We start from the raw sequence: 13,770 nt of genomic DNA, 5'->3' as shown, positions 1-13,770 counted from the left end.
CTTGGCGCTTCTGAACACTGTCTTCTTCGCGCCCGAAGGGCGCATGCTAAAGCATGAAGGAGCGCAGCGCACGAAAACGTCCTTCCGCGCAAAGCGCGGAAGGACGTTTGAGCAGCGGAGCGGCGCGCCAAGAACCCTCCCAAACCCCCCCAGCCGGACAGGTCGAATCCCTTCTTCTAGCCGATGGCCGCCGCAAACCAAGAATGGAAGTTTGTGCGAAACATGTAACTGGGGTGATAATCGAGTGCTCCGCCTTCGGCGGAAAGGGCGATTCGTGAATCGCCCCTACTTTGACCTGGGGATTCTTCCTTTAATAAAGGTTGCGCCTTCAAGACAGTCAGCCCGCGGCGTAACGTTGGGAATTTGTAAAATTTATGGCGTATTAGGTAGCGCGTTAGCGCGTCACACTTTGTATTTGCGCGCGTCCTCCAGCTTGCACCTTCCTACCCGATAGCCCCCGCGAACCAGGAGGTGATGGACGTCGGGTGCGTAATAGCCGTCCCTACTACAATGGCGAAAGCGCCGGCGTCCATGGCCGCGCGTGCGTCAGCCAAGTTGTGGATGCGGCCTTCGCAGAACACGGGGACTTCGCCCGCAGCCGCAACAGCTTCGCGCAGGAATTCCAGGTCGGGGCCTTCGGTTTTGGGGCGGTCGTTCGTGTAGCCTGCAAGGGTGGTGGACACGATGTCAACGCCGCACGCAAGCGCGCGCTTCACGTCGTCCATACAGGCGCAGTCGGCCATGATCAGGGTTTCGCCGCGCAGTGCCTCAACGGTTTCCTCGAACGTGCGCCCGTCGGGGCGGGGGCGTGCAGTGGCGTCAAGCGCCACCACGTCGGCGCCGGCCGAGATACAGGCGCGCGCGTGGCGCAGCGTAGGCGTGATGTAAACGCCCTCGTGCCCCTCTTTCCAAAGGCCAAAAACCGGAATATCCACGCGCCCCTTGATGGCCGCGATGTCCGCCAGCCCCTGGCAGCGGATGGCGGAGGCGCCGCCCAGTTCAGCCGCGCGCGCCATCTGCGCCATGGTCTCGGGGTGGCGCAGCGGCTCACCCGGGTAAGCCTGGCAGCTCACAATAAGCGTGCCCTTAAGGCGTTGGATCAGGGGGTCGACAGCCATACTTCCTTCTTTCGTGAACATGACGGGGTGCGGCGCTAGTCGCGCGCCCCGAGAAAGTCTAACAGGTTCTCAGCTGCGCCAATGAGTGGCGCATCGCCCTTGAGCTGCGCATCCACCAGGGGAAGCGAGCGCAAGGTTTCCGGCGTCTGCCGCGCGTAACCTTCATGCAGGGCGTCGCGCCACAACGGACCCGCGTTCAGCACCGAGCCAGCCAGCACAACCAGTTCCGGGTCCAACATGCTGGCCCAGCCTGCAATAGCCTCGCCCAAGCTGCTTCCGGCCAACTCAATCACCTGGCGCGCCAGCTCGTCGCCCGCCGCCGCGCGCTCGGCAATCTCAGCGCCCGAAAGCGCCTCGCCACCAGCCGCACGGTAGCGTTCCTCAATGCCGCTTCCCGAGGCCACCGATTCTAAGTGGCTCGTGCCGCCACACACGCAGCGCACGCCCGCCGCGTCGGGGGAGAGCGTGTGGCCCACCTCACCAGCGAACCCATGCGCGCCGCGCAGCACGCGCCCATGCGCAATGATAGCGCCACCAAGGCCGGTGCCTGCGGCCACCATGAGGCAGGTGTCCGCCCCCTGTGCCGCGCCCCAACGGGCCTCGCCCAGCGCGTGCGCCTGCACGTCGTTCAGCACGGCCACTGGTAAGCCCAGCACCTCGCGCAGGTGCGCCGCCACGGGCTGCCCCGTCCAACCAGGCATAATCTCGTTCGCGTACGCAATGGAACCCGTGCGCGCATCCACGCGCCCGGCCGTGCCCACGCCCACGCCTACCACAGCCTGGCCATCCGTAGCACCAGCCGCAACAAGCTCACCTGCCAGCGCACTCAGCGTCTCCAGCACCGCAGCCCCGCCGCGCGCAGCCTTGGTTGGCACAGCACGCCGCGCCTCCACCACCGGCGCGGTGTCAGAAGCCGCATAGCGCACCAGCGCCCCCGCAATCTTGGTGCCGCCCACATCCAAAGCGGCCACCACGCAGGGAAACCCCCCGGCGCGCTCGGCGTCCACTACCTGCACGTCGCTCACAACCGCGTCCTAGCGGCGCGTCGGCGCGTCGGCGTCCATCAGCCCCGCGCGCTTCAGCACCTCAACGATGTGATCCACGTCCTCGCCCTCAAGTGGTTCCACGGGCTCGCGCATCTGGTTCGTATTGAACACGCCCAACTGCCACAGCGCCGTCTTGAACGCGCCCACGCCCGCGCCGAAGCCCACGGTGGCTTTCACCTCGCGCGTCACGAACATGAGGCGGGCCAGGTGATTCTGGATGTCGCGCACACGTTCCCAGTCGCCAGCCTGCGCGGCCTTCCACTGCTCCACATAGCTTTCCGGGTCGATGTTCGCCAAGCCGGGGACGGATCCGTCCGCGCCGCCCAGATACGCACCGTCAACCACTACCTCGTGGCCGGTCAAAAGCTGCAGTGGGTGTCCCGCGTCCTCGTTTTGCAGCATGAGCCAGCGGAACGACACGTCGTCGCCCGACGAGTCCTTCACGCCTTGCAGCACGCCGTCTTCGCCGAGACGCACCAGCATGGTGGGGTCAAGCTTGGTGTGCACGCACGCAGGCAGGTCGTAGGCGAACAGCGGCAGGTCGGTGTATTCGCGAATGGCGCGGAAGTGACGCTCAACTTCCTTCGGGCCGCCCAGCGCGTAGAAGGGGGCCGTGGCCACCAGTGCGTCCACGCCGTAGCCAGTCGCGCGCTTGGCCTGGTCAACCACGCGCATGGTCTCCATGTCGATGATGCCCGCCATCACGGGTACGCGGCCGTGCACCATGGCGATGGCCTCTTGCAGCACGTGGTAGCGCTGCGCGTCGGTGAGGAACGCCACCTCGCCCGACGAGCCCAGGAAGAACAGGCCGTCAACGCCTGCGTTGATCATGCGGTTGATAGTGCGCTCAAGCGCCTCCAGGTCAAGCTGGCGCTTCTCGGTCAGCGGGATAACAACCGGCGGAATAACTCCGCGAAACGGTGAATCGGTCATGGGTCCTTAGCCTCTTTTCAGGTCTGATTCCAAACGGTAAAAGGGTAGTGTGCTCCTCGGCGTTCGTCAACGCAAGAGGGCAGGTCACCATAAAGAAAGCGCCCGGCCACCCTTACGGGGCCGGGCGCGGTCAAACTAACGAGCGTCCACGGTGCGCGCCACGCGTGCGCACACCAGCCAACACCTACTCGGCGAACGCCGCAAGCTCCGGATGCAGAAGCGAAGGTGCCGCACCTAAAAGCAACTTCGTGTAGTCGTCCTTCGGGTTCGTGAACAGCTGATCAGGTGTGCCGCGCTCCACAGCCTGGCCGGCATTCATCACCACAATGCGGTCGGAAATGTAGCGCACGGTTTGAATGTCGTGGCTGATGAACACCATCGACAGTCCCAGGTCACGCTTCAAATCCATCAGCAGGTTCAAAATCTGTGCGCGCACGGACACGTCCAAAGCGCTGGTGGGCTCGTCAGCAATAATAGCGTCGGGCGACAGCGACAACGCGCGCGCGATAGCAACACGCTGGCGCTGGCCACCAGACAGCTGGCCCGGCAGCGCCTCCAGCACGGAGTTCGGCAGGCCCACCATCTCAATCAGTTCCAGCACACGCTGCTCGCGCGAGGTCTTGTCGCCAATCTTGTGCACCTTCAGCGGGTCAAGCAGCTGGTCGTGCACGGTCATGCGGGCGTTCAGGGCCGTCGCCGGATCCTGGAACACCACCGAAATCACGCGGCCGATAACGCGGCGCATCTCGGCCGTGCGCTTCGTCACGTCGCGACCCTTGAAGAACACCTTGCCCGACGTGGGCGCCTGCAAACCGCACATGACGTTTGCGGTGGTGGACTTGCCGCAGCCGGATTCGCCCACAATACCCAGTGTCATGCCGGGCATCAGCTTCAACGTGAGCCCGCGCACGGCCTGCACGCGGTTCGGGTGCAGGATAGAGCCGGTGCGCGTCTTGAACGTCACGCTAATGTCGTCAAGGAAAATGATGGGCTCGGGTTCGCCATCGACTGCCGCCGTAGTAGCGGCGTTGTCGATGACCCCGTTTACGGTCTCCTGGCTCATATGATGGCACCTCCTGGCACGTAGGGCTTAATGTCGAGGCGCTTAAGTTCGCTATCAGGCAGCTCGGCATAGTAGTGATCGGAGTCGGAAACGCGCTTCAACACGGGACGCAGCTGCGACACCTTGTCGGGGTGGCTTGAGCGCGGCGTGAAGCGGTCGCCCTCGGGGAAGTCCTTCGGCGACGGTACGCTGCCGGGCACCTGGTGCAGGCGGTCGCCGCCGGCTTCGATGGACAGCACCGAACCCAGAAGGCCGCGCGTGTACTCGTGCACCGGGTGGCACAGGATGTCCGTCACCGGGCCTTGCTCCACAACCTGGCCAGCGTACATAACCGTGATGGAGTTCGCCACCTCGGCTACCAGCGCCAGGTCGTGGCTCACGAACACCATGGCGAAGCCCAGTTCCTTCTGTAGCTTGTTCAGCAGGTCAATGACCTGCTTCTGCACCGTCACGTCAAGGGCGGTGGTGGGCTCGTCGGCAATGATAACCTTTGGGTCGCGCGTCAACGCCATAGCAATAAGCACGCGCTGGCGCTGGCCGCCGGACAGTTCGTGCGGATACGAGTCCAGTGTGCGCTTCGGGTCGAGGCCTACCAACTCAAGCAGTTCCTCGGCGCTGCGGGTGCCGCCGCGCTTGGTGAGCTGCTTCATCTGGGCCTTAATCAGCATGGACGGGTTCAGCGAAGACAGCGCGTCCTGATAGATCATCGCAATCTCGCGGCCGCGCAACTCATTCAGCTGGCGCTGGCTCATGGCAAGCAAGTTCTGCCCGTCGTAGAGCACCTCTCCGGTGATGGTGGCCTTCGGATCAAGCAGGCCCATGATGGTAAGCGAGGTGATGGACTTGCCGCAGCCGGATTCACCCACGAGGCCCATGGTCTGACGCGGGCGCACCACAAAGCTCACGTGGTCAACCACGTTCACGTCGCCATGACGCGGGAACTTGATGCACAGGTCCTTCACTTCCAGAATGGGCGGCACGTCGGTACGGGCGGGGAAGCGGTCGTGGCGCGTTTTTTCTACGGCCTGCAACTGGGCTAGGCGCTGCTCCAGCATTTCAGCCTGGGCTGCGTAGGCCAGCGTGGGGTCGGCAACCATCTTGTCGGCTTCACGGTTCGCACGTACCGCTGCGTCGTCGGCCTTCACGGGTGCCTTCGGCGCTGCGGCCATGGCGTCGGTGATGCCCTCGGACAGAATGTTCAGGCAAAGCACGGTAATCATGATAGCCAGGCCGGGGAACAATGCCTGCCACCAGCGACCAGCCAGCACGCCACCGCGGGCATCAGACAGAATGTTGCCCCAGGTAGGCGTGGGCTCCGGAATGCCAGCAGAGATGAACGACAGCGACGCCTCGAACACGATAGCATCAGCCACCAACACGATGGTGAATACCATAACGGGCGCAATACAGTTGCGCACCACGTGCTTCACGAGAATCCACGGGGCGCGAGCGCCGGAAACCACCACGGCGCGCACGTAGTCCTGGTTGTACTCGCTCACCACGTTGGCGCGCACGATACGCGCAATCTGTGGGATGTACAAAAAGCCAATTGCGAAGATGAGCGAGGGCACGGAGTTGCCGAACACCAGCACGAACGTGGCGGCCAGCGCGATGCCCGGGAAGGACATGATAACGTCCAAGATGCGCATGATAACTTCCGACACCCACTTGCGGGCGACGGCGGCCACGGCACCAATAATGGAGCCGCATACCAGCGCAAACGCGGTTGCACCCAGGCCAATGATGAGCGAGTAGCGCGCGCCATACATCATGCGCGACAACACGTCGCGGCCCTTGTCGTCGGTGCCAAACAAGAACTGCGCGTCAGGTGCCTGGCGTGCCGTGAAAATTTCCAGCGGGTTGTGCGGCGCCAAAATGTTGGCGAACACCGCAATCATTACCACCAGTACCAGCACAATAAGCGAGATGCGCGAACCGATGCTCATGGCCTTCCACCGGCGGAAATGCACCTTGCCGGCGTTGGCCTCCATGTTCTCAGTAAGGTTTCCTCGAAGTTTCACCATGATGCTACACCGTCCTGATTCGGGGATCGATCAGGATATAAAGCATATCCACGATAATGTTGATGACAATGAACGTCACGGCCACCACCAGTACGACGCCCTGCACGAGCATCGTGTAGCTGGACTGAATGCCGGACAGGATGGCCATACCCATGCCGGGGAGGTTGAAGATAACCTCGATAACCACCGCACCACCAATGAGGTAGCCAATGCGCAGGCCAAGCACCGTTACGGGCGTGATGAGCGCGTTGCGCAGCACGTTGCGCGCCACCACGACACTCTTCGGGATGCCCGCGCCAAGTGCGGTGCGCACGTAGTCGCGGTCGAGCTCTTCCACCATGGACGTACGGATAACGCGCGTCAGCTGGCCGGCAACTGGCACACCCAACGCCACTGCAGGCATGGCCATACGCGCCATCCATCCGCCGAAGTCCGACGTGATGGAGGGCAGGGGCCCAGAGGCGGGCAGCACATGCAGCATGGAAGAGAACAGCAAAATCATAAGCACGGCCAGCCAGAACGAGGGCGTAGCAATGCAGGCGATGGAGAACACACGGATAATTTGGTCGGGCCATCGGTCGCGGTAGAGCGCCGAGATCACACCCAGTATCACGGCCACCACCACGCCAATAATCAAACCAAAGAAGGTCAGCTGCAACGTGACCGGAAGGGCGGTGCCAATGCGCTCAGCCACCGAGGCGTTGTTCGCACCATAGGTGCCCAAATCGCCCTGGGCAAGCCCCACCATGAAGTTGCCGTACTGCACGAGTACCGGATCGTTCAGCCCGTGGTCCTCGCGGTACTGCATAACCTGTTCTTCCGAGGCGTTCTCACCCAAGACCGAATACGCTTGGTCGATGGGGGACAGCGCCATGATGAAGAACACGAGGATGGTGACACCGAATATCATGATAGGCAGCGCTATGAGGCGTCGGCCGATCAGGCGTAACAGGTTGCTCACCGGGTCCCCCTTTCGCTATCTGGCTCTTGTCGACAATACGGTTGCTGCTCGGCGCAGCGCACGTGGGAGACCCGTGAACCCTGCGGCGAGAAGCCACCTCGTATTCTATATGAGTACGTAGTGTTTCTGTGTGGAAAATGCGCCCGCGTAGTAAGAAAGTTCCCGCAGGTGGAGCTTCGGGGAACCCCCTTTTGCCGCGAGCGGCATACGCTCAACAAAAGGGCCCGCCCCCAAAGGGACGGGCCCGCAGTATCGTGCAAAAATCGCCGAGTGCGTAAGCCTTACGCCTTGGGGCTAGCGCCCAGGAACACGAGGCCCGTGGTGGCGATGGGCTGGAAGCCAGAGATCATGGAATCCTGGTAGCCCGTGGCCAGCTGGCGATGGAACAGCGGGTACAGCGGCACCTGCTCGGCCAGAAGGTCGAAGCACTGGTTCCACAGCTCCTGCTGCGCGGCGCTGTCGGCCACGCGCGCCTGCTGCATAAGCTCCTGCAGCTCGGCCCACTTGCCGTCGGCTGCCTTCTTCCAGCAAGAACGGCCGTCGGTCCACACGTTGTCGCCGTACCACCAGCTCATGAGCAGGTCGGGGTCGTTGCCGAAGCAGGTCGGGTCGCCCGGGGTAAGCATAACGTCGTAGGGCAGCTCGGAGTCGGAAGGAGCAAGGGCGCTCCAGTTGATCTTCTCCTCCTGGATGGTGCAGTTCACGCCGATGGCGCTTAAGTCTTCCTTGATCTGCGGAGCGAGATCCTTCACCCAGTTGTTGTTGGTGAGCAGCGTGAACGACAGATCGCTCGCGCCGGCTTCCTCAAGCAGGGCCTTGGCCTTCTCGGGGTCATAGGTGTACACCGTGGCGGCCTTGTGGTAGTTCTCGTGATCCTCGGGCAGGAAGCTCGTGATGGCAGCGGCATGGCCGTCCATCTGGTTGGAGATGAGCTTGTCCACGTTCACGGCATAGAAGAACGCCTGACGCACGCGGTAGTCGTCGAACGGCTTCTTCAGCGTGTTGAACATGAAGAACGGCTGGTTGAAGCCCTGGAGGTACTCAACCGTAGCACCGGCGGCCGTCAGCTGATCGGCGTTGGCATCCGGCACGTTCTCCATAACCTGCACGGTGGCCTCTTGCAGGGCGGTCGTGCGGGCGGTGGCGTCCAGCGTGATGTTCCACGCCATGTTGTCGGCCGTGGCCTTGTACTTGCCGTCGTAGTTCGTGTTCGGCACGAAGTTGATGGTGCCGCCGTCGTCGCCGTTGATGGTGTCATACATCCACGGGCCGGAGCCGATGGGCTTGGTCTTCAGGTCGTCCTCGGTGAGCGAAGCGGGGAAGATCTTGACCACGCTCAGACGGCCCTTGAGCAGGCTCTCGAAGGGGTACTTCAGCGTGAAGGTGACCGTCTTGTCATCCTTGCCCTTTACGTCCTCAATGAACTCGAGGAACGCGCCGTAGGTAGCGTCGGCCATGTTCTTCTCGAACGCGTTCACCACGTCGTCGACAGTCACGGCGTCGCCGCTGGAGAACTTGGCACCGTCGCGCAGCGTGACCTCATACTCGGTGTCGGACACCTTCACCGGGTCGCCGGCGGCCAGCGCGTTGTAGGTCTTGTACGTGTGCAGATCAAGGTCGTACAGGCCCTCGAACACGTGCCACGTAGCGGCCAGCATCAGCGCGGAGCTGTTGCCGATGGGGTTCACGTTCGTGCTGGTGTAGGCCATCGCACCCGTGAGCGTGCCACCCGCAGCCGGGGTGTCAGACTTAGGGGTGTCGCCGCCGTTGTCGGCCGGCTTTTCCTCGTTGCCACCACCGCCGCAACCGGCGAGCGTGAGGCCAGCAGCTGCCGCAGCAACGGCGCTACCGGCAAGGAACGTGCGGCGAGTTAAAGGTGACTTCAAAGGCTTTTCCATAAACTTTCCCTCCATTCGTTGGCGGGGCGTTTCCTGCCCCGAGCGTACGCGCGTAGATGCACGCGCACCACGACTGGCGTCTATTATGGTGGATATCGCCGCGAAAATAAAGAACAGGTAAAGTCAATATTACCGCTAGTTATTCAAATTTGAGAATAATTCACCTGGGGAAACGCCAGTTGCTCCCGTGTCATCATTCGGGGAGAAACACCGTTCAACAAATAGTAAACGAAGAGCCAGCGGCGGGTTTTCGGCGGTGTTTCGCGTAGTTTTCAGTGCACGCTAGGGGCTTGTTTTTGTCCGGGGCGGAGGTACTTACTATAAAGGTAAGCTTTGAGCGCGCTGCGTGGGCGGCGGTGCTTCACGACGTCGCCACAATTGAAACCGTTTGCCGACGGGGGCAACCGCGGCCATCCGCCCGCCGGAGCGTCGCGTCCGCCTACGAAGAGGCGCTGGTATCATAGAGGCTGTGTATTCGACCAGACGAAGCGTAATCGGACTAAGCGGCTAAAAGCCCGCTTGCGCGCTCTCGCTCACGCGCCGCGCCTGCGACGGGGTGAGCGAGCTTTCGGTCAGGGCAGAATCCCCTTCAGAGGAGAGGAATAATGACGAGAGAATTCAAATCGATGGACGGCAACAATGCCGCGGCTTACGTCTCCTATGCGTTCACCGAGGTGGCGGGTATTTACCCCATCACCCCGTCGAGCCCGATGGCAGACTTGGTTGACCAGTGGTCTGCCGCCGGCAAGAAAAACATCTTCGGCACCACGGTGAAGGTGTGCGAGATGCAGTCCGAGGGTGGCGCGGCCGGTGCCGTGCATGGCTCTCTCGCAGCGGGTGCGCTCACCACCACCTACACCGCCTCTCAGGGCTTGCTGCTCATGATTCCTAATATGTATAAGATTGCGGCCGAACAGCTGCCGAGCGTGTTCCACGTGAGCGCGCGTACCGTGGCCGCCCAGTCGCTCAGCATCTTCGGCGACCACTCCGACGTCATGGCGTGTCGTCAGACGGGCTTTGCGATGCTCGCCGAAACCAACGTGCAGGAGGTCATGGATCTGTCTGCCGTGGCGCACCTGTCCGCCATCAAGGGCCGCATCCCGTTCATCAACTTCTTCGACGGTTTCCGCACGTCACACGAGGTGCAGAAGATTGCCGTGTGGGATTACGACGACCTGGCCGAGATGTGCGACATGGACGCCGTGCGCGCGTTCCGCGAGCACTCGCTCAATCCGGAGCGTCCAGCCATGCGCGGCAGCCACGAAAACGGCGACATCTTCTTCCAGCACCGTGAGGCCATCAACGGCGTGTACGACGCGCTGCCGGAGGTGGTTGAGGATTACATGCACCAGGTGAACGCGAAGCTGGGCACCAACTACGAGCTGTTCAACTACTACGGCGCGCCGGATGCCGACCGCGTGATTGTGGCCATGGGCTCGTTCTGCGACGTGGTGGAAGAGGTTGTGGATTACCTGAACGCGCACGGCGAGAAGGTGGGCCTCGTGAAGGTGCGCCTGTATCGCCCGTTCGTGAGCGAGAAGTTTGTGGCGGCGCTGCCGGCCACGTGCACCAAGATTGCCGTCATGGACCGCACGAAGGAGCCGGGTGCGCTCGGCGAGCCTTTGTACATGGACGTGATCAATGCGCTTTCGCACGAGGGTCGCGGTGACCTCACGGTGGTGGGCGGCCGCTACGGCCTGGCATCGAAGGACACGCCGCCTTCTTCCGTGTTCGCCATCTACAAGGAGCTGGAGAAGGATGCGCCGGCGCGCGAATTCACCGTGGGCATTGTGGACGACGTGACGAATTTGTCCTTGCCTGAGGACCCGAACAGCCCGAACACCGCTGCGGCGGGCACCATCGAGTGCAAGTTCTGGGGTCTGGGCGGCGACGGCACGGTGGGCGCGAACAAGAACTCCATCAAGATCATCGGCGACCACACCGACAAGTACGTGCAGGCCTACTTCCAGTACGACTCGAAGAAGACCGGCGGTGTAACCATTTCCCACCTGCGCTTCGGCGATTCGCCCATCCGCAGCACCTATTACGTGAACAAGGCCGACTTCGTGGCCTGCCACAACCCGTCGTACGTGACCAAGGGCTTCCGCATGGTGAACGACGTGAAGCCGGGCGGCACGTTCATGATCAACTGCCAGTGGACACCCGAAGAGCTTGAGCATCACCTGAATGCCGAGGCCAAGCGCTACATTGCCAACAACGACATCAAGCTGTACACCATCAACGCCATCGACCTTGCGCGCGAAATTGGCATGGGCAAGCGCACGAACACCATCCTGCAATCGGCGTTCTTCACGCTGGCGGGAGTCATGCCGCAGGAGGATGCTATCCAGTATATGAAGGATGCGGCCACGAAGTCCTACCTGAAGAAGGGCCAGGACGTGGTGGATATGAACCACCGCGCCATCGACGCAGGCGCCACGGCGTTTGTGCAGGTAGAAGTGCCGGCCGCCTGGACCAACGCGGTTGACGAGGGCGAAGCGCCCACGCCTGCCGGTCGTCCCGAGCTGGTGAAGATGGTGCGCGAGATCATGGAGCCCGTGGGCCGCATGGACGGCGACCGCCTGCCCGTGTCCGCGTTCGTGGCGCACTCCGATGGCCAGTTCGAGCAGGGCGCGGCCGCGTATGAGAAGCGCGGCGTTGCCGTGACGGTGCCCGCATGGGATGCCGCCACCTGCATCCAGTGCAACCAGTGCGCGTTTGTGTGCCCGCACGCCACCATTCGTCCGTTCGCGCTGACCGAGGCCGAGGCTGCGGCAGCTCCGGCGGCTGCGGTGCTCGTGCCCGCCAAGGGCAAGACGGCTGCTGGCATGCAGTACACGCTGGCGGTATCGCCGCTTGACTGCATGGGCTGCAGCGTGTGCGTCAACGTGTGCCCGAGCAATTCGCTTTCCATGGTGCCCACCGAGAGCCAGCTGGCCGAGCAGGAGGTCTTCGACTACTGTGTGGCCAACGTGGCGCCGAAGCCGGAACTGGAAGATGTCTCCGTCAAGGGCAGTCAGTTCAAGCAGCCGTTGCTTGAGTTCTCGGGTGCCTGCGCGGGTTGCGCCGAGACGGCATACGCGAAGCTGGTCACGCAGCTGTTCGGCGACCGTATGTACATCACGAACGCCACGGGTTGCTCGTCCATCTGGGGTGGTCCGGCGGCCACGTCGCCCTACACGGTGAACAAGGAAGGCCATGGCCCAGCTTGGTCGAACTCGCTGTTCGAGGACAACGCCGAGCACGGCTTGGGCATGCTGTTGGGTCACGAGGCCGTGCGTTCGCGCCTGGTGGGCAAGCTGGAGGCGATGGCAGCCAGCGACAAGACGCCTGAGGCCACGAAGGAATTTATCGCGGCGTATCTGGAAAGCGCCAACGACGGCGAGGCGAACGGTGCGGCCGTGAAGGCGCTCATCCCGGCGCTTGAGGCTGCGGCGGCCGGTGGCTGCCCCGAGGCGCCTGAGATTCTTGAGAACAAGGATTACCTGGCCAAGAAGTCCGTCTGGATCTTCGGCGGCGACGGCTGGGCCTACGATATCGGCTACGGCGGCCTCGACCACGTGCTGGCGTCGGGCGAAGACGTGAACGTGTTCGTGTTCGATACCGAGGTGTACTCCAACACCGGTGGCCAGGCCTCCAAGGCGTCCAACATCGGCCAGGTCGCGCAGTTCGCCGCCGCCGGTAAGGACATCAAGAAGAAAAGCCTCACCGAGATTGCCATGAGTTACGGCTACGTGTACGTGGCGCAGGTGGCCATGGGCGCGAAGCCGGCCCAAACCATCAAGGCTATCGCCGAGGCCGAGGCCTATCCGGGACCATCGCTCATCATTGGTTACTCGCCGTGCGAGATGCACTCCATCAAGGGCGGCATGGCCAACTGCCAGGACGAGATGAAGAAGGCCGTGGACTGCGGCTACTGGAATCTGTTCCGCTTCAACCCGGCCGCGCCGGCGGGCAAGAAGTTCACGCTGGACTCCAAGGAGCCGGCGGGTGGCTACCAGGAATTCCTCATGAACGAGGCTCGCTATAGCCGCCTGACCCGCGAATTTCCCGAGCGCGCCACCGAGCTGTTCGAACGCAACGAACAAGCCGCCATGGCCCGCTACGAGCATCTGCTGAAGCTGAAGGATTTGTACGCCGAGGTGTAAGTATTAAATACGGAGCGTAAAAAGAACCCGGTTCCCACGAGCCGGGTTCTTTTGTTTATGCAGACGCAACGAGCCACCGCGCCAACAAAGTGTGACGCGCTTCGTGCTACTGATTACGCCATGTGATATCCAACTCCCCTTATTTACGACGCGGGCTGACTGACTTGAAGGTGCTATCTTGCAAGAAGCATAACCCTCGAGGGATGATACCAGCGACGGCGCTCAGCGCCTAGTCCCTTCAGGGAAGCATCCGTTCGCGCGAAGCGCGAAAATGCAGGTCACGGCGTATGTTCCGCCTCCAACCTGTCTATTAGTATCGCCTTCTGGTTAGTCAGTCCGCGTCATAAAGTTAGGGTAGGTGGGATCCTCTTGGCGTAATAGGCAGCGCGAAAGCGCGTCACATACTGTAGAGAAGCGCAGCGCAGTGAGAATCAGGGATGTCGACGCTATCCACCATAATCTCCCTTTGTCAGCAATGGCATCCGGACTGGCAGAGATCGCCCTTTAGGGCGTGCGGCAGAAAGTTGGACCGCCTTGAGGCGGTCCACGACCGATCGAGTGGCCCCGTAGGGGCCGCGA

Annotated in this window: 8 protein-coding genes; 1 reads left to right on the top strand and 7 read right to left on the bottom strand. The window is 62.3% G+C overall.

Translation table 11 applies throughout. The features are described from left to right. Window positions 1–443: 443 nt before the first annotated feature. The 7 genes from QNJ86_RS08940 to QNJ86_RS08910 all read right to left on the bottom strand — a co-directional run bounded on the left by QNJ86_RS08940 (window position 444) and on the right by QNJ86_RS08910 (window position 9,043). The gene (locus QNJ86_RS08940; protein ID WP_283832266.1) at window positions 444–1,118 is read right to left on the bottom strand and encodes an N-acetylmannosamine-6-phosphate 2-epimerase; all 675 of its coding nucleotides are present in this window, start codon (window positions 1,116–1,118) and stop codon (window positions 444–446) included. 35 nt (window positions 1,119–1,153) lie between these two features. Further along, window positions 1,154–2,143, bottom strand: a complete 990-nt coding sequence (locus tag QNJ86_RS08935) for an ROK family protein (protein WP_283832265.1) — start codon at window positions 2,141–2,143, stop codon at window positions 1,154–1,156. Window positions 2,144–2,152: 9 nt separating this feature from the next. Further along, window positions 2,153–3,097 carry a dihydrodipicolinate synthase family protein gene (locus QNJ86_RS08930; RefSeq protein ID WP_283832264.1) on the bottom strand — a complete coding sequence of 315 codons (945 nt, stop codon included), beginning with the start codon at window positions 3,095–3,097 and terminating at the stop codon, window positions 2,153–2,155. Between the two features lie 184 nt (window positions 3,098–3,281). Further along, window positions 3,282–4,160: an ABC transporter ATP-binding protein gene (locus tag QNJ86_RS08925; RefSeq protein ID WP_283832263.1), complete on the bottom strand. Its 879-nt coding sequence runs from the start codon at window positions 4,158–4,160 to the stop codon at window positions 3,282–3,284. After that, a complete protein-coding gene (locus tag QNJ86_RS08920) occupies window positions 4,157–6,184 on the bottom strand; it encodes a dipeptide/oligopeptide/nickel ABC transporter permease/ATP-binding protein (RefSeq protein WP_283832262.1) in 2,028 nt (675 codons plus the stop codon). The genes QNJ86_RS08925 and QNJ86_RS08920 overlap by 4 nt, the downstream gene beginning before the upstream one ends. Before the next feature lie 4 nt (window positions 6,185–6,188). Beyond that, complete coding sequence (locus QNJ86_RS08915; protein ID WP_283832261.1) at window positions 6,189–7,145, bottom strand: ABC transporter permease; 957 nt, start codon at window positions 7,143–7,145, stop codon at window positions 6,189–6,191. Window positions 7,146–7,426: 281 nt separating this feature from the next. Then, on the bottom strand, window positions 7,427–9,043 hold the full coding sequence (locus tag QNJ86_RS08910) for an ABC transporter substrate-binding protein (RefSeq protein ID WP_283832260.1): 1,617 nt from the start codon (window positions 9,041–9,043) through the stop codon (window positions 7,427–7,429). A 605-nt stretch (window positions 9,044–9,648) separates the two neighbouring features. Between QNJ86_RS08910 and nifJ the strand changes: the two genes are divergently transcribed. Beyond that, on the top strand, window positions 9,649–13,191 hold the full coding sequence (gene nifJ, locus QNJ86_RS08905; RefSeq protein ID WP_283832259.1) for a pyruvate:ferredoxin (flavodoxin) oxidoreductase: 3,543 nt from the start codon (window positions 9,649–9,651) through the stop codon (window positions 13,189–13,191). Window positions 13,192–13,770: the final 579 nt, after the last annotated feature.

Source organism: Gordonibacter faecis, assembly GCF_030077735.1.
Lineage (GTDB): Bacteria > Actinomycetota > Coriobacteriia > Coriobacteriales > Eggerthellaceae > Gordonibacter > Gordonibacter faecis.
This window is presented reverse-complemented; position numbering and strand designations above follow the sequence as displayed.